Annotated in this window: 14 protein-coding genes and 2 pseudogenes; 14 read left to right on the top strand and 2 right to left on the bottom strand. The window is 43.3% G+C overall.

Going from position 1 to position 16,445, the window contains the following annotated elements:
• Nucleotides 1-5: 5 nt before the first annotated feature.
• The 14 genes and pseudogenes from rfbA (at nt 6) to R0I78_RS07555 (ending at nt 13,586) form a co-directional block, all read left to right on the top strand.
• Nucleotides 6-881, top strand: a complete 876-nt coding sequence (gene rfbA / locus R0I78_RS07625) for a glucose-1-phosphate thymidylyltransferase RfbA (protein WP_317074907.1) — start codon at nt 6-8, stop codon at nt 879-881.
• A 94-nt stretch (nt 882-975) separates the two neighbouring features.
• Nucleotides 976-1,551, top strand: a complete 576-nt coding sequence (locus R0I78_RS07620) for an acyltransferase (protein WP_317074906.1) — start codon at nt 976-978, stop codon at nt 1,549-1,551.
• Nucleotides 1,535-2,674 carry a dTDP-4-amino-4,6-dideoxygalactose transaminase gene (rffA, locus tag R0I78_RS07615; RefSeq protein ID WP_317074905.1) on the top strand — a complete coding sequence of 380 codons (1,140 nt, stop codon included), beginning with the start codon at nt 1,535-1,537 and terminating at the stop codon, nt 2,672-2,674. The genes R0I78_RS07620 and rffA overlap by 17 nt, the downstream gene beginning before the upstream one ends.
• Entirely contained in the window at nt 2,671-3,780 is a 1,110-nt protein-coding gene (locus tag R0I78_RS07610; protein ID WP_317074904.1) for a hypothetical protein, read from the top strand. The genes rffA and R0I78_RS07610 overlap by 4 nt, the downstream gene beginning before the upstream one ends.
• A gap of 115 nt (nt 3,781-3,895) precedes the next feature.
• Nucleotides 3,896-4,090, top strand: a pseudogene (locus tag R0I78_RS07605) (transposase family protein); the annotation flags it as partial.
• Between the two features lie 66 nt (nt 4,091-4,156).
• Nucleotides 4,157-5,306, top strand: a pseudogene (locus R0I78_RS14920) (IS3 family transposase).
• A gap of 371 nt (nt 5,307-5,677) precedes the next feature.
• The gene (locus R0I78_RS07590; RefSeq protein WP_317074901.1) at nt 5,678-6,859 is read left to right on the top strand and encodes a UDP-N-acetylglucosamine 4,6-dehydratase; all 1,182 of its coding nucleotides are present in this window, start codon (nt 5,678-5,680) and stop codon (nt 6,857-6,859) included.
• Nucleotide 6,860: 1 nt separating this feature from the next.
• Nucleotides 6,861-7,997 (top strand): LegC family aminotransferase, encoded by a 1,137-nt coding sequence (locus R0I78_RS07585; RefSeq protein WP_317074900.1) that lies wholly within the window; start codon nt 6,861-6,863, stop codon nt 7,995-7,997.
• The gene (locus R0I78_RS07580; protein WP_317074899.1) at nt 7,994-8,572 is read left to right on the top strand and encodes a NeuD/PglB/VioB family sugar acetyltransferase; all 579 of its coding nucleotides are present in this window, start codon (nt 7,994-7,996) and stop codon (nt 8,570-8,572) included. The genes R0I78_RS07585 and R0I78_RS07580 overlap by 4 nt, the downstream gene beginning before the upstream one ends.
• On the top strand, nt 8,569-9,567 hold the full coding sequence (gene neuB / locus R0I78_RS07575; protein ID WP_317074898.1) for an N-acetylneuraminate synthase: 999 nt from the start codon (nt 8,569-8,571) through the stop codon (nt 9,565-9,567). The genes R0I78_RS07580 and neuB overlap by 4 nt, the downstream gene beginning before the upstream one ends.
• Complete coding sequence (neuC, locus tag R0I78_RS07570) at nt 9,564-10,721, top strand: UDP-N-acetylglucosamine 2-epimerase (RefSeq protein WP_317074897.1); 1,158 nt, start codon at nt 9,564-9,566, stop codon at nt 10,719-10,721. Before neuB ends, neuC begins: the two co-directional genes overlap by 4 nt.
• Before the next feature lie 10 nt (nt 10,722-10,731).
• Complete coding sequence (locus R0I78_RS07565; protein ID WP_317074896.1) at nt 10,732-11,847, top strand: N-acetyl sugar amidotransferase; 1,116 nt, start codon at nt 10,732-10,734, stop codon at nt 11,845-11,847.
• On the top strand, nt 11,847-12,896 hold the full coding sequence (locus tag R0I78_RS07560; RefSeq protein ID WP_317074895.1) for a nucleotidyltransferase family protein: 1,050 nt from the start codon (nt 11,847-11,849) through the stop codon (nt 12,894-12,896). The genes R0I78_RS07565 and R0I78_RS07560 overlap by 1 nt, the downstream gene beginning before the upstream one ends.
• Before the next feature lie 9 nt (nt 12,897-12,905).
• Nucleotides 12,906-13,586 carry an acylneuraminate cytidylyltransferase family protein gene (locus R0I78_RS07555; protein ID WP_317074894.1) on the top strand — a complete coding sequence of 227 codons (681 nt, stop codon included), beginning with the start codon at nt 12,906-12,908 and terminating at the stop codon, nt 13,584-13,586.
• Nucleotides 13,587-13,671: 85 nt separating this feature from the next.
• Here R0I78_RS07555 and R0I78_RS07550 read toward each other — a convergent pair whose 3' ends face one another.
• On the bottom strand, nt 13,672-14,661 hold the full coding sequence (locus R0I78_RS07550; protein ID WP_317074893.1) for a hypothetical protein: 990 nt from the start codon (nt 14,659-14,661) through the stop codon (nt 13,672-13,674).
• A 13-nt stretch (nt 14,662-14,674) separates the two neighbouring features.
• Nucleotides 14,675-16,441 carry a polysaccharide deacetylase family protein gene (locus R0I78_RS07545; RefSeq protein ID WP_317074892.1) on the bottom strand — a complete coding sequence of 589 codons (1,767 nt, stop codon included), beginning with the start codon at nt 16,439-16,441 and terminating at the stop codon, nt 14,675-14,677.
• Nucleotides 16,442-16,445 lie beyond the last annotated feature (4 nt).

The following is a 16,445-nucleotide window of genomic DNA, read 5'->3' as shown; positions in this document are numbered from 1 at the left end:
CGTCCATGAAAGGCATCATTTTGGCCGGTGGCTCCGGCACTCGGCTTTATCCCATCACCATGGGCATTTCCAAGCAGCTGCTACCCATTTACGACAAACCCATGATCTACTATCCGCTGTCGGTGCTGATGTTGGCTGGCATTCGGGAAATTCTGATCATCACCACACCGGAAGACAAAGTAGGGTTTGAACGTTTGCTGGGCGATGGCAGCCAGTTCGGCATTAACCTCAGTTATGCAGTGCAACCCAGCCCTGATGGCCTAGCACAGGCCTTTATTATTGGTGAAGAATTTATTGGTCAGAATCCTGTTTGCCTGGTATTGGGCGATAATATTTTTTATGGTCAAGGTTTTGGCTCTATGCTGCGCGACGCAGCCAAGCTCACTCACGGTGCCAGAGTATTTGGTTACCAGGTAAAAGACCCCGAACGCTTTGGGGTGGTAGAGTTTGATGAATACAAAAAAGCCCTTTCCATTGAAGAAAAGCCAGCAAAGCCCAAGTCTAACTATGCAATAACTGGCCTGTATTTTTACGATAGTCAGGTAGTGGACATCGCAAAGTCAGTTCAACCTTCTGTCCGAGGCGAACTTGAAATTACCTGTATAAACAATGCTTATCTTGAACAGAAGGCTCTGTCTGTAGAATTGTTGGGTCGGGGCTTTGCCTGGCTGGATACTGGCACCCACGACAGTTTGCTAGAAGCCGCTCAGTTTGTGGAAACCATTGAAAAGCGACAGGGCTACAAAATAGCTTGTCTGGAAGAAATCGCTTTTTATAATGATTGGTTTAACAAAGAGCAAATCAGTTTAATAGGTCACCGTCTAAGTAAAAATAGTTACGGTCAGTATTTGCTATCTTTGATCCAAGAGAAAAAAGAGTAAGCATGTTTTAACATGTAGCAAGGTGATATTGGATAAAAGATTCTTATCACTAGGCCCTCTGTGATGGCAATATAAGTTATGTTTGGAGAGAGCGATGGCTTACCTTACCAGAGAGCAGCTTGAAGCTGTTGGTTTTAAAAAGCTAGGTATAAATGTCAAGGTTAGTGATAAGGCAAGTATCTATAACCCTGAACTGATAGAGCTTGGTGATCATAGCCGTATTGATGATTTCTGTATGATATCAGGAAAGGTTAGCATTGGGCAGTTTGTCCATATTGCTCCACAGTGTTTATTGGCTGGGGGAGAAAAGGGTATTACTATGGATGACTTCTCTGGACTTGCCTATCAAGTGCAAGTGTTTACACAGTCAGATGATTATACTGGTAGAACATTAACAAACCCGAACATCCCAAGTAAATACAAAAAAGAGATAAAAAGATCAACTTCATTAGGTAGGCACGTAATCGTCGGTGCGGGCTCTATTATTTTTCCTGGCGTTGAAGTAAAAGAAGGTTGCTCTGTAGGTGCCATGACATTAGTTAGTAAGAGCACTCAACCATGGGGCATTTATGTAGGTAATCCTGCTCGCCGAGTAAAAGAACGTAAGAAAGACTTACTTACACTTGAAGCTGAGTTTCTAAAAGAGATTGAAAATGATCCCATTCAATAAGCCTCCTTATACTGGCAAAGAACAACAATATGTTATTGCAGCCATGCAAAGCAGTAACATGTCTGGTGATGGTCCTTTTTCAAAAAAATGTCAGGCATGGTTTGAACAGCGGCTTGGTGCTCCTAAAACATTGCTTACGCCGTCCTGTACTGCAGCACTGGAAATGGCGGCTATTCTTATTGATATCCAGCCGGGCGATGAAGTTATTATGCCCAGCTACACCTTTGTAAGCACGGCCAATGCCTTTGCCCTGCGTGGTGCAAAGGTTGTGTTTGTTGATATTCGGTCCGACACCATGAATATCGACGAAACCAAAATTGAAGCCGCGATTACCGATAAAACTAAAGCCATAGTGCCTGTGCACTACGCTGGCGTAGGCTGCGAAATGGATACCATTATGGCCATTGCCGAACGTCATGGACTCTTTGTGGTGGAAGATGCCGCCCAAGGCATGATGAGCAGCTACAAGGGCAGAGCGCTTGGCAGTATTGGCCACTTAGGTGCGTTCAGCTTTCATGAAACTAAAAACTATACCAGTGGTGGCGAAGGCGGCCTGCTGATCATCAATGACAGCCGTTTCAAGGAGCGCGCCGAGATTATTCGAGAAAAAGGCACCAACCGCAGCCAGTTCTTTCGTGGCATGGTAGACAAATACAGCTGGGTCGATATTGGCAGCAGTTTTCTACCCAGCGAGCTTCAAGCTGCATATCTTTGGGGGCAGTTGGAAAAGGCAGAAGAAATAAACGATTTCCGTTTGTCCGCTTGGCAATACTATATGGACAAGCTGGCCCCTCTTGCCACAGCAGGTAAAATTCAGTTAGCAACAGTGCCCGAACAGTGTCAACACAATGCGCACATGTTCTATCTTAAAGTGACTGGCCTTACAGAACGTGGTCAGTTGCTTGCATACCTTAAAACCAAGAATATACTCGCTGTGTTTCATTATGTACCACTGCACACTGCTAAGGCTGGTAGTAATTTTGGCCGTTTTCATGGGGAAGATAGATATACTAGTAAAGATAGTGCTTGTTTGATTAGGTTGCCAATGTTTTATGGTATATCTAAAGACGATTTAAAACATGTTGTCGAAAATATTTTTTTATTTTATAAGGTTAATAAATGAGCTTAAAAGGTAAGCATGTGTTTTTTATTAGTGAACAAGATCGTTTTTTCTATCTATTTGGTGACGCATTAATATGTAAGTTAGGTGTGCCTCATGAAAATATCATTCCGATTGTTTTTAAAACGGCATTATCTCCTATTTCCTCTCCAAGGCTGAATGATGTCTGTTATCTTGATTATGAAAATGTAGCAATAGAGAATATCGCTGAGGCTAAAAGCGTAACATTTATGTCTTTAAATAAATGGAACTCACCTATTGCTAAACGTCTACTAGATTACAGTAACACCCTTTCAAGTAAGATATATATATTCATAACGGATGATGAGGTTGAGCGTTGGGATAAAAGTTTTCAAGCTTATGGTAGGTTAAAAGCAGATGATAAGCTTCACATAGCACCTGAATGCATTGATCTTCTGGGTAAAAATGCTTTCTTTATCGCTCCAAAGCCCTATTTTTATAAAAAGATCAGCAGTGTTTGTGAAAGGGATAATTTAAACTTTATAGATGCAAGCATTATCTTTGATATTCTGCCCACAACTTACTCGGATTTGATGCAGCAGATAATGTTAAAAAACTTCAATTATGGCGATGAAAAATATAAGGTGTTGATAGATACCAAAAGGAAATCAAGAAAAGAAATAGTTGATTTTTTGAAAAGTGATGCAGCTAAGAAAATATCAGTTAAAGCTGAGTTTTATTGTTTTGTAAAGCCAAGCAGAAGAGTTGCTTTAGATTGCTATCTTTTTGTTAAGAGGCTTTTTGGTGGGATTAAGTTTGATGTTAATTATTTATCCCCTATGTCACCTCAAGTTTATAATGCATTCTTAGCATCATGCACACACCTTATTCTTCAGGACCGTGGAGGAGCAAGTACAGCAAGGCTTTTTGCTAAATGGGGAGCAGGTCGTATTGCGGTTAGAAAAAACTCACCTAATCAATACTTTTTAGAAGGCAGTTATGGTATTGAACTATATGTTTATAATGAACGAAGCATGATAGGTTATGATTTTTTTGATAATGATAATTTTGACCCTGAAATAAGTAAGGGAAATGTTTTGGCTGAAGAAGAAAGATCTATAGTATCTCTTGCTAAAGTCTACCTTTAGTTATTTTATGTAGAACTAAACATACTTCCAGGGCGGGATCAAACTTTGTTAATGAAATTTGAACAGTCAGATCGTCTGTGATCTAATCAGCGTTTCTTGATAAAGGAGCCCAGCCATGACCTTGATTGAACACCTCACCCTTGTTGAAGAAACTGGCTCAGATATCAATCAAAAACATGATTTAGTCGATGTTATGTTCTTGGTTGTCAGCGCCATCATGGCTGGTGCTGAAGGTTGGCAAGATATTGAAACTTATGGTGATTCCAAAGCGGACTGGTTACGAAAGTACCGTCCATTTGCACACGGTATGAAGTGGCTATAGTTCCCCGGACACACAGACGCAGGTAAGATCACCTGCCCAGAGAAGGTGTGTGTCATGAGTCAGAAGAAAGCCTATACAGCTGAGTTTAAAGAAGCCGCAGTCAAGCTGGCGGTGGAGTCCGAGCAATCCGTCAACCAGACCGCCAGGGAGCTGGAGGTTAACGTCAATGCGTTACATACCTAGATCGCCAAGTATCACTGCCAGCAGAGCACCAAGGGCGATGGTAAAGTGGATGAGCAGCACCTCTATGAAGAGTTGAAGCAGCTCCGCCGGGAGAACGCCCGACTCAAGGAAGAGCGAGAGCTGTTAAAAAAGCGGCCGCCTTCTTCGCCAAAGAATCTCGCTAAGGTATGCCTTCATCGACGCCAATCAGGGTAAGTTCAGCACTGCCCTGATGTGCCGCGTGTTTGAAGTGTCTCGTAGTGGCTATTATGAGTGGCGGTCCAGGCCGCCCAGCCCGCGAAAACAGCAGCCCGCGAAAACAGCAGGATAAAGCGTTGAAGGCGAAGATCCGTAAACACAACGAAGAAGGCCGGGCAACCTATGGAACGCGGCGTATTCAGAAGAAGCTGACGGGAGACGATGAAGCCGTCAGTCGCCATCGGATTGCCCGACTGATGAAAGAGGAAGGGCTGGCATGCAAGACGCGGCGGAAGTTCAAGGTCACCACCAACTCGAAGCATGACAAGCCGGTCGCGCCGAACCTTCTGGCGTGACACTTCTCGGCAGAAAAGCCGGATCAGGCCTATGTGGGGGACATCACTTATATCCCGACACGGGAGGGATGGCTCTATCTGGCGGTCTTTATCGACCTCTGCTCACGGGCGGTGGTGGGCTGGTCGATGGGTAGCCGAATGCCGGCGTCTCTGGTGAGCGATGCGCTGAGCATGGCGATCTGGAAACGCAGGCCAGCTGCCGGGTTACTGGTTCATAGCGACCGAGGCAGTCAGTATGCTTCAGATAGCTTCCAGTGTTTGCTCAAGCAGCATGACTTCCAATGCAGCATGAGCCGGAAGGGAAACTGTTGGGATAACGCCCCATCGGAGAGTTTCTTCCACACGCTGAAGACCGAGCTGATCTATCACGAAGACTTACGACGCGGGAAGAAGCGAAGCAGGCCATCTTCGAGTATATCGAAGTGTTTTATAACCGGGTGCGGCTGCACTCCAGCAATGACTACATGAGTCCGTTGGACTATGAATAAGAGCTGCGAGCAGTTGCTTGAGAATGTGTCCGGAAAACTGTTGCCAGATCACACTAGACCATAATGATGGTTGTCAAGATCTACGCTATGTACCCTCTTGCTACACAAGGCACAATCAAAATGAGCACTCTTGCGAGCGGATTGAGCGATGCTTGTTCTGGTTGTTCAAAAAGCAATCACACACTCCCTGTTCGGAAAGCTCACATCTGTCCAGTTTGATGTTACTCCGTAACATTTTATAGTCTGAGTCTCTGTTTCTTCCAGTAGCCTACTATCAAAAATAGCAATTTATGGTACCATTTAACTCAAAATTGACAACGCTATGCTGATACTGTTGGTGCTATTTTAATGCGAAGTCTTCGTGGTGACCTATGCTAGAGCTTATTGGACGTACATTACCATTATTTAAAGATGATATTTATGCTAACAACACACACCTGCTTGGTGAAGTCAGTAGAAGCCGTTTTTTAGTCCTTGGCGGTGCCGGCTCTATTGGCCAGGCGGTTGTTAAAGAGATATTCAAGCGCAACCCTAAAAAATTACATGTGGTTGATATTTCTGAGAATAATTTGGTGGAGTTAGTGCGAGATATTCGCAGCAGCTTTGGCTACATCGAAGGCGACTTTCAGACCTTTGCGCTAGATATTGGCAGTCGTGAATACGACGCCTTTATTGCTCAAGATGGTAAGTTCGATTATGTGCTCAATCTGTCAGCGCTTAAACATGTTCGCAGTGAGAAAGATCCTTTTACGTTGATGCGCATGATAGAGACTAATATTTTTAATACCGATAAAACGCTGCAGCAGTCTATTGGCAAAGGTGTTAAAAAGTATTTTTGTGTTAGTACTGATAAAGCTGCTAATCCAGTCAATATGATGGGTGCCAGCAAGCGCATTATGGAAATGTTTGTAATGCGTAAATCGCAGCAGATTAATGTCTCCATGGCCCGCTTTGCTAATGTCGCTTTTAGTGACGGTTCTTTGTTATGTGGTTTTGAGCAGCGCATAAAAAAACAGCAGCCGATAGTGGCACCTAACGATATTAAGCGTTATTTTGTTATTCCTCAGGAGTCAGGTGAGCTTTGCTTAATGAGCTGTATCTTTGGTGAAAACCGGGATATTTACTTTCCTAAGCTTAGTGAGCATTTACATTTAATTACATTTGCAGATATTGCTGTTAAATACCTGAAGAGCTTAGGCTATGAACCTCATTTGTGTAGCAGTGAAGAAGAAGCTCGGGCGTTGGCGAAGACTTTGCCAGTAGAAAAAAAATGGCCATGCCTCTTTACCGCCAGCGACACTACGGGTGAAAAAGATTTTGAAGAGTTTTTTACCGCAAAAGAAACTCTTGATATGGAGCGCTTCACTAATTTGGGTGTAATCAAGAATGAAGCGGGATATGATCCACATCTGCTTCAACATTTTGAAACCACTATTGAAAAGCTGTTGGCACAACAATATTGGAATAAAGATCAGATTGTTAAGCTCTTTTTTGAGATGATTCCCGATTTTGGCCACAAGGAAACCGGTAAGTATCTCGATGGGAAGATGTAATATGCAAGCGACTATCGACTTTATTCGTAGTGCGTTTAATAGTCAAGAATTTATACCACTACATGAGCCAAGATTTAACGGCAATGAAAAAAAGTACCTGAACGAATGTATCGACTCTACCTTTGTTTCCAGCGTAGGTAAGTTTGTTGAACAGTTTGAGCAGATGTTTGCCGATTATGTGGGCGCTAAATACGCTATTGCTGCTATGAACGGCACGGCAGCGCTTCATATTGCGTTGTTGCTAGCAGATGTCGAGCAAGATACTGAGGTGATCACTCAGCCACTCACCTTTATTGCCACGGCCAATGCCATCAGCTACTGCGGTGCACAACCAGTATTTGTGGATGTTGACAAAGATACACTGGGCCTGAGTCCGCAGGCGTTACGGGAATTTTTGCAGCAACAAGCTAAAGTTGAAAACGGACAGTGCATTAACCAAACTACAGGTAAGGTCATTAAAGCTTGCTTGCCCATGCACACATTTGGTCATCCTTGTCGTATCGATGAAATTACAGCAATTTGTGCTCAGTGGCATATATCTGTAGTAGAAGATGCTGCTGAAAGTCTGGGAAGCTACTATCAAGGGCAGCATACAGGTACCTTTGGTAAAGTGGGTGCATTCAGCTTTAATGGTAACAAAGTTATTACCAGTGGTGGCGGTGGTGTAATTGTTACTAACGATGAAGCGCTAGCTAAACAAGCCAAGCACATTACTACCACGGCTAAAGTGCCTCATCCTTACGAGTATGTGCACGACCAAATTGGCTACAACTACCGTATGACCAATTTAAATGCCGCTTTGCTGGTGGCACAAATGGAGCAGCTAGACAGTTTTTTAGCTGCTAAACGTCGACTGGCTGAAGAGTATCAAGCTTTTTTTTCTAAAAAAAATATGCATTGGGTAGCAGAGCCTAGCAACAGCCAAGCAAATTACTGGCTGCAGACTGTTATTTTAAATAGTCAGGCGGAGCGTGACTGCTTTCTCAAAGCAACTAATGCACAAGGCGTAATGACTCGTCCCATTTGGCGGTTAATGAATGAGTTGGAAATGTTTAAACACTGCCAGCATGGCAGTTTAAGTAATGCCAAGTGGTTGGAGCAAAGAGCGGTTAACATCCCAAGTTCGGTGCGGTTATGAGTAAGCCGTTAATTCTACTTATTGGTGGTGGCGGCCACTGTCACAGCGTAATTGATGTACTGGAACTACAAAACCAGTATCAAATTTATGGCATTGTTGATACCTCAAGCAGGATTGGTAGCACGGTCTTAGGATATCCAGTGCTAGGCTCTGATGAAGATTTACCCCAGCTATTTGAAAGGTGCACTAATGCCTTAATAACCGTCGGACATATTCAATCCAGCGCCTTACGTATTAAATTGTTTAAGGCAGCGAAAAATGTTGGCTTTATGCTACCAGCTATTGTTTCACCGTTAGCCTATACCTCTAGATATGCACAGCTTGGTGAGGGTACAGTAGTTATGCACCATGCCCTGGTTAATGCCAATGCTCGGATAGGTGTTAACTGCATTATTAATAGCAAGGCATTGATAGAGCATGATACTAAAGTGGGAAACCATTGCCATATTGCTACTGCAGCTATAATTAATGGTGGCGCTCAGGTAGAAGATCATATTTTTGTGGGCAGCAATTCAGTGATTATACAGGGCGCACAGGTTCATTCTTTTGTAAAAGCAGGCAGGTTACATAAATGACTCATACATTCATTATTGCTGAAGCTGGCGTTAACCATAATGGTAGACTAGAGCTCGCTAAAAAACTTATCGATGCGGCATACACAGCCGGTGCTGATGCAATTAAGTTTCAGACCTTTCAGGCAAAATACTTAGTTAGTAAAAGCGCGCAAAAAGCCGACTATCAAAAACAGAACACAGAAAAGAGTGAAAGCCAATTTGATATGCTCAAAAAGCTGGAGCTTAACGAAGCTATGCATCATGAGCTGATCGACTACTGCCAGAAAAAAAATATTTTGTTTTTATCTACTCCTTTTGATCATCACAGCATTGAATTGCTCGATCAGTTAGGAATGGAAATGTTTAAAATTCCTAGCGGTGAAATTACTAACCTTCCTTATTTGCGCCACATTGGTCGTTTAGATAAACAGGTAATATTGTCTACCGGAATGGCAAATCTTGGTGAGATAGAGGCCGCTCTGCGAGTGTTGGTACAGGCAGGCACAGCTGAGGAAAAGATTACTGTTTTGCACGCCAACACTGAATATCCCACGCCCATGCAAGATGTTAACTTAAAGGCAATGCAAACTATCGGCCAGGCTTTTGATGTGGCAGTGGGCTATAGCGACCATACTCTGGGCATTGAAGTGCCGATTGCAGCTGTGGCCTTAGGTGCCAGTGTTATAGAAAAGCATTTTACCCTAGATAAAAATATGGAAGGCCCTGACCACAAAGCTAGTATAGAGCCGGCTGAGCTTAAAGCCATGGTCTGTGCGATTCGTAATATAGAGCAGGCATTAGGCAGCCCCATTAAACAGCCCAGCCTTAGTGAGAATAAAAATAAACCTATTGCTCGCAAATCATTAGTTGCTAAAAAAACCATTAAAAAAGGCGATATTTTTACGGAAGATAATTTGTGTATTAAGCGCCCTGGGCACGGTATCAGTCCCATGCGCTGGGATGAAATACTAGGTACGATTGCACAGCGTAATTATGCAGAAGACGAACTGATATGAGTAAAAGAACTATCTGTGTAGTGACCGGCACACGAGCAGATTTCGGGCTTTTATACTGGCTCTTGAAAGGAATCCAGGCCGAACCTGAACTTGAATTACAACTCATTGTAACTGGTATGCATTTAAGTCCAGAGTTTGGCCTAACCTATCAAGACATTGACAAAGAATTTCAGATAAATAAAAAAATAGAAATATTGTTGTCTTCAGATACGGCTATTGGTATTACCAAGTCTATGGGGCTTGCCCAAATCAGCTTTGCTGAAGCTTATGCTGAGTTACAGCCTGGTTTAGTAGTGTTGTTAGGCGATCGTTATGAAATATTTGCCGCTGCCAGTGCCGCCATGATTGCCCAGCTTCCGATTGCTCATCTGCATGGCGGCGAAACTACGGAGGGTGCATTTGACGAGGCTATTCGTCACAGTATTACTAAAATGAGTCACTTGCACTTTACGGCCACAGAAGATTATCGGCGGCGGGTGATTCAGCTAGGCGAGAAGCCTGATCGTGTTTTTAATGTAGGTGGCATGGGTATAGAAAATATTCATCGCTTAACTCTGCTGAACAAAGGAGACTTTGAAAATGCAATTAACTTTAAGCTGGCTCGTAAAAATCTGCTTGTTACCTTTCATCCAGTAACACTGGAAGATACGACCGCAAGAGAGCAGTTTTCAGAGTTATTAGCGGCTTTGGATGAACTAGTCGATACCCATCTGATTTTTACCAAGGCTAACTCCGATACTGATAGCCGTATTATCAACCAGATGATCGACAATTATGTTTCAGATAATCCAGCTAAAGCGGCCGGCTTTACCTCTCTTGGCCAACTGCGCTATCTCAGCGCACTGCAGTATGTGGATGCTGTAATAGGAAACAGCTCTAGTGGTTTAACTGAAGCGCCCAGTTTTAAAATAGGCACTATCAATATTGGTGATCGCCAAAAAGGACGAATTAAAGCTGATAGTGTTATTGACTGTCTTCCGAACAGAAGAGCTATTCGTAAGGCCATTAACCAGCTCTACGCACCTGAGTTTCAACAGCAGCTGCTACAAGTCAGCAATCCTTATGGTACAGGCTGTGCCAGTAAAGACATTATCCCTGTGTTAAAGCAGGTGAAGTTAGATGATTTATTAAAAAAACAATTCTTCGATTGTTAAGGTATAGATTATGAAATATTGCTCTCGATGTGTTATGCCAAGTACGCGTCCTGGGATCACTTTTAATGAGCAGGGTGTCTGTGCTGCTTGTCAAAGTTTTGCTAAAAGAAAAAACGTTGATTATCAAAAACGCTGGCAAGAATTAGAAGCGATTTGCGAACAATACCGTGGTAGTAATGGACCGTATGGATATGACTGCATGATTGCAGTATCAGGCGGTAAGGACAGCCACTTTCAGGTGTATACCTTTAAAGAAAAACTGGGTATGAATCCACTTTTGGTATCAGTGGAAGATAACTTCCCTATGACGCAAGCTGGAATACACAATCTTAAAAATATATCTGAAGCATTTGGTTGTGACATTATTTCAATGAAACCAAACATCAAAGTTCAAAAAGAAGTTTCGCGTTATGCATTTGAAAAATATGGTAAGCCAACGTATCTGATAGATCGTTATATTTATAGTTATCCTTTGCATATGGCATTAAAGTTTAATACTCCTTTGCTGGTGTACGGTGAAAATGTGGCTTATGAATATGGTGGGGCCAATGCTGTAGAAACCTACTCCGCAAAAGATCAAATAAATAATGGGGTAGGTAGCGGAATAGGTTTGCAAGAGTTTGTTGATTTGGGTATTGATCGTAAAAATCTTAACTTTTTCGAACCACCTGCCGAAGATAAACTAGAAAAATTAAATCCAATCTACTTAAGTTATTTCATAGAGTGGAGTAGTTTTACTAATTATGAAATATCCAAACGCAACGGTTTTCATGATTTAACTCATGAATGGCAGCGCACTCATCACGTTGAGCAGTTTGACCAGATTGAATCACCAGGCTATCTGGTCCACCCTTGGATGAAATATCCAAAATTTGGTCATGCTTCCGCCACAGACTACGCTGCACGAATGGTACGCTATGGCAAGTTGACCCGAGAAGATGCAATTGAACTGGTTCGTAAACACGATCACGATCTTGATCCTCGCACTGTACGAGAGTTCTGCTCCTTTATCGGCTACAACGAACAGGAGTTTTGGAAGATCATTGAGAGCCATTATAATCCGGAAATTTTCTCAAAAAACTCTCAGGGTCTATGGCAGCTAAAAAATCCAATATGGAAGTCATAATGCAGCAACTTGGTGAAATTTCTCTTCAGCCTAATTCTACCATACGTGAAGCAATGCGCAGCCTTGACAAGGGTTCATTGCGTATTTGCTTGCTGGTTGACGAAAACAACAAACTACTTGGGACTGTAACTGACGGTGATATTCGCCGCGCTTTATTGCGCAATGCCCACATGGAAGATTCGGTCCATCAGGTGATGAGTACACAGCCTATTACCGCTAATAAAACCAGTTCGCGAGAGCAGCGTCTAAAGCTAATGAATCAGCATGACCTTACTGCTTTGCCGATTGTTGATAGTAATAATATAGTGATAGGGTTGGAAACATTGCACCAGGCTATGACACCCCTAAAACGCAATAATCCGGTTTTTATTATGGCCGGCGGCTTTGGTACACGCTTACAGCCACTAACGGATCATTGCCCCAAGCCTATGCTGCGCGTTGGGGACAAGCCGATGCTGGAGCATCTTATCACTCAGTTTATTGGCTTAGGCTTTTCTAATTTTTATATCTCTACTCATTACTTGCCTGAGGTAATACATAGTTATTTTGGTGATGGCAGCAAGTGGCAGGTTAACATTTACTATGTGCATGAAAGCCAGCCATTGGGGACAGGTGGCGCATTAGGACTTTTGCCTAAAAATCTGCCCGATATGCCCATCATTATGATGAACGGCGATGTGCTTACTAAACTGAACTACGCGCACTTATTACAGCATCATCTAAAGAATAACTTCGATGCTACTGTATGTGTACGTGAGGATGAGCACCGCGTGCCATTTGGTGTAATTGAAACGGAAAATCAACTGATTACCAGTGTAGTGGAAAAACCGACTTATCGTTATAAAATTAATACTGGTATCTACATACTTAATTCTGAAATAGTACAAAGTGTACAGCCGGAGCAAAATATTGATCTGCCAACTTTGTTAGAGAAACATCGCCTCCAAGGTAAACGTATTGGTACATATACTAGCTACGATTACTGGCTGGATATTGGGCAAATGAAAGATTACCAAAAAGCTCAGCGAGATATAGAGGCTTATTTTTAGATGGTTATTATGACTAAAAGAAGTAAATATCTAGCAATAATCCCTGCGAGAGGGGGCAGTAAGCGTCTGCCAGGCAAGAATGTTCTGCCATTGTCTGGAAAACCTTTGATAGCTTGGAGTATAGAGGCTGCACTGGCTTGCAAAGAGATAGATAAAGTTATTATAACCAGCGATGATGATAAGATTCTAAGCGTCGCCAGCCAGTATCCTGTAGAGCTTCTTTTGAGACCTGATCACCTTGCCACAGACACGGCAACGAGTTTTGATGTTATAGACCATGCTTTAAAACAATACCCTAATTATGAATACACAGTGCTGTTGCAGCCTACGAGTCCGCTACGAACAGCCACACATATTTTTGAGGCTATAACCAAGCTGGAAAACCTGCAAGCAGCTGCGTTGGTGTCTGTGTGTGAAAACGATCATAATCCGCTTTGGAGTAATACGTTACCTATAGACGGCAACATGAGTCAGTTTCTTCGTGATGAAGTTAAAAACTCACGTAGCCAAGATCTCCCAGTTTATTATCGATTAAATGGAGCTATATATATTTGTAAAACGGATAAGCTCTTACAGGAGAAAAGTTTTTTTTTAAAGAGCTGCACGTATGCTTATGTAATGGACAAGATAAGTTCGGTTGATATAGATACAGAGATAGATTTTAAATGGGCCACTTTTTTATTAAGTTAAGGGAAGTGGCCGATTTATATTTATTAGCTTCACGAGGGGTGACTTAAACAACAGTTTATATAGCCGCCAAAATTAGGTGGCCATATTATATTGATATAATGTTGTTGCTTTTATAGTATTCTTCTACATATAAGCTTTCTTTATGTACACTTTCATCAAAGTAATAATCCGGTGCAGTTGTGATATTATAAATATCAATATCACTATATATCACCGATAGAGTATAAAGCGCGGTGGACATTATACCACCAATACAAGATAGTGATATAGCTTTCTCTGAAAGCTCAAGCTCTATTGGCCATTCAGAATCGTGATAAGTAATATAGTCAAGATTAGATATTGCCTCTTTTACCTCTAGAGATTCAGATCTATGTGGGAAGTAGATAATTTTTCTATTAACTTTCTTATGGAAATAATCTATTTTTTTTATGTAATCTTCAATTTTTGCTATGCTTCCAATATAGCCTTGACCAATAAAAGCTGCAGGTGAACTTTCATTAACAATCCCTTTTGTTTTTATACTTCTTTTTAAAATTTTCAGTTTGTTTCTTTTTTCGATGAATGATTCTTTTGGAAAGCTGAAAGTTGAGTATAGCTCAAAATTTTCTCTAAAATCCATATTTTTCACAGGCTTTAGACTCATTAGTCTAATAATGACATCTTTGACTCCTTTAGGTCTAGAAAAACTTTTCTTATCCTTCAGGTAGTCTAGATAATGGGTTATTGTCATAGCTCCATCGTCTATCATTATACTTTTTTGATGTTTTATATTTTTTAAAATTAAATTAGCTCTCCAGCATAAGTAGTCAGGATAAATTATATTGTTTAATGGTTTCCCATTATTCATCTTCCTTACTCTGGATATGAATAACGGGACACTAAATACCTTACTTCTCCCGGGTAGGTTAACTATCTTATCCCAATCTTCGTTATTTACCAGGCTATTAAGTTGTTTTTGGCTCTTCTCTGTAGCTTGTTTTGTAATAGCTAAGATGTTATTTTCCAAACCATATTCCATTTTGGCTTCTAATGCGCAAATTAACTGGAATGGGGAGTTTATTAAAAATAAATTCATGATGCTTCGCTTCTTACTTATATTTTCTAAACACATAATTCCCCCTGATCTTCCGCCACAGCCCAAATACATCGGTGCGGGGAAAGATGGCGATGCGGCGGATCTGATAGCGATCCTCGTGCATGGCCAGGGGGCCGCTGTCGGTGGCCACGGCAAAGGGGTAACCCAGCTCTTTGGCCAGTTGTTTGCTGTCGTTATTGTGAATGCCAAAGGGATAGGCAAACGAGTGGAGCCGGTGCCCCAGCAGTTGCTCAAGCTGTGCCTTGTTTTCGGCAATTTCGGTGCGTTGTTGTTCGCGGTCGAGCTGGTCCAGTTTGGGGTGAGTCAGGGTATGGCCACCAAACTCCACCAGACCGGAATCGGCCATTTCCTTTATCTGCTCCGGGGTCATCAGCTCCACGGCTTTTTCCGGGTTTTCGGGATTCTCTACGTCCCAGCGGTTAAAGGTTTCACCGGTCACGGCATAGATCACCGCCTTAAAACCGTATTTTTTCAGCAGCGGAAACAGCAGCTCATAGTTATCTTTGTAGCCGTCATCTACCGTGATCATGATGTACTTCTTACCGGCTTCCAGCCGGCTGGCCAGCCCTTTGTCGGCTAGATCGGCAAAGGTGAGGGTTTCATAGCCCAGCCGCTTCAGCAGTTTGAAGTGTTTTTCCAGCATGTTCACATGCAGATAAGTGCCGTGCACCCCTTTTTCGCTGTCATCGCGAATAAAGCGGTGATACATAATGATGGGCACTTCCCGCCGCAGCCGGTGCACAATTACGCTCTGATAATGGGCTTCAAGCTCTGTGGCCACCGCCTGCAGGTCGTAGGCATTTTTAACCGTTCTGGCCAGAGCCGCGCTGTCAAAGCGAGTATCCAGTGCTGCTTTAATTTGAGCGGGCAGGGCGGCAAAGTCGATATTGAGATCGTCCGGCCCAATGTCGCCGAAGTTACTTGCCATGGCAGCATTAATGTTGTCGGACGTCACCAGACCAACGGCTTCGGCCTCGCCCACGGCAAACACCGGGCGCTGCATCAGAATGGCTTCCATTGCCACCCGGCCGGCACCGATCACCAGATCGGATTGTGCCATCAGTCCGGGCACGTCCTGCACATAACCAAGAAAGTCGACTTTTTTCTTAAAGCGTTCAAAGCGCTCGGGTATTTGAGAGCCGGAAGCGATTTGTACTCGATAGTGGGCCAGATCCAGGCACTGATCCAGCAACCGGTAGCACAGCTCACCCTTGGGGCCGGTGAGCCGGCCGACAATGCTGATCACCGGTTTGTCATTGGCGGGTGCCGGCACCGGCTGGTAGTGCCCGGTATCTATGCCATTGCGGCCGATGGCAATCAGCTCGGGTGCCACACCCAATCCGCTGATGAGCTGCTCCCGCACTGCTTCACACACTGCCAGAGCGCGATCACCCAGGGCATGAAACTTCTTGCGGGAAGCATGCACCGGCTGGCGGCCATGCACTGTGGTGATCATGGGAGTGCCGGTGAGCTTGCAGGCCACGTAGCAGCTCCAGCCGGAGGCGCGGCTGTGGGCATGCACCAGCTGAATACGGTGTTTTTTAATCAGGTAAACCAAGTAGCCCACATGCCAGAAGCGGCGGGGAATGCTGCGCTTGTTAAAGCGCAGCTTAAAAAACTCCCCCTGGTGGGGCTTGGTCAGGGTGTCGGAGACATAAAATACCCTGTGCCCGCGTGCGGTCAGCGCATCACCCACGGTGGTGGCGTAAACCTCTGCGCCGGTCACCTCCAGCTGAGACAACGCCATTAAAATGTTCATGGTG

Origin of the sequence: Oceanimonas sp. CAM02 (genome assembly GCF_032842915.1) — a bacterium.
Lineage (GTDB): Bacteria > Pseudomonadota > Gammaproteobacteria > Enterobacterales > Aeromonadaceae > Oceanimonas > Oceanimonas smirnovii.
Note: the sequence above shows the minus strand (reverse complement) of the source record. Positions and strands in the feature narration are given on the sequence as shown.

What these genes read in the sequence shown, in the direction of transcription:
- R0I78_RS07550 (WP_317074893.1), bottom strand. Translation starts at nt 14,661, where the DNA reads ATGAATTTATTTTTAATAAACTCCCCATTCCAGTTAATTTGCGCATTA.
- R0I78_RS07620 (WP_317074906.1), top strand. Translation starts at nt 976, where the DNA reads ATGGCTTACCTTACCAGAGAGCAGCTTGAAGCTGTTGGTTTTAAAAAG.
- R0I78_RS07585 (WP_317074900.1), top strand. Translation starts at nt 6,861, where the DNA reads ATGCAAGCGACTATCGACTTTATTCGTAGTGCGTTTAATAGTCAAGAA.
- R0I78_RS07590 (WP_317074901.1), top strand. Translation starts at nt 5,678, where the DNA reads ATGCTAGAGCTTATTGGACGTACATTACCATTATTTAAAGATGATATT.
- R0I78_RS07545 (WP_317074892.1), bottom strand. Translation starts at nt 16,441, where the DNA reads ATGAACATTTTAATGGCGTTGTCTCAGCTGGAGGTGACCGGCGCAGAG.
- rffA (WP_317074905.1), top strand. Translation starts at nt 1,535, where the DNA reads ATGATCCCATTCAATAAGCCTCCTTATACTGGCAAAGAACAACAATAT.
- R0I78_RS07560 (WP_317074895.1), top strand. Translation starts at nt 11,847, where the DNA reads ATGCAGCAACTTGGTGAAATTTCTCTTCAGCCTAATTCTACCATACGT.
- neuC (WP_317074897.1), top strand. Translation starts at nt 9,564, where the DNA reads ATGAGTAAAAGAACTATCTGTGTAGTGACCGGCACACGAGCAGATTTC.
- R0I78_RS07610 (WP_317074904.1), top strand. Translation starts at nt 2,671, where the DNA reads ATGAGCTTAAAAGGTAAGCATGTGTTTTTTATTAGTGAACAAGATCGT.
- R0I78_RS07555 (WP_317074894.1), top strand. Translation starts at nt 12,906, where the DNA reads ATGACTAAAAGAAGTAAATATCTAGCAATAATCCCTGCGAGAGGGGGC.
- rfbA (WP_317074907.1), top strand. Translation starts at nt 6, where the DNA reads ATGAAAGGCATCATTTTGGCCGGTGGCTCCGGCACTCGGCTTTATCCC.
- neuB (WP_317074898.1), top strand. Translation starts at nt 8,569, where the DNA reads ATGACTCATACATTCATTATTGCTGAAGCTGGCGTTAACCATAATGGT.
- R0I78_RS07565 (WP_317074896.1), top strand. Translation starts at nt 10,732, where the DNA reads ATGAAATATTGCTCTCGATGTGTTATGCCAAGTACGCGTCCTGGGATC.
- R0I78_RS07580 (WP_317074899.1), top strand. Translation starts at nt 7,994, where the DNA reads ATGAGTAAGCCGTTAATTCTACTTATTGGTGGTGGCGGCCACTGTCAC.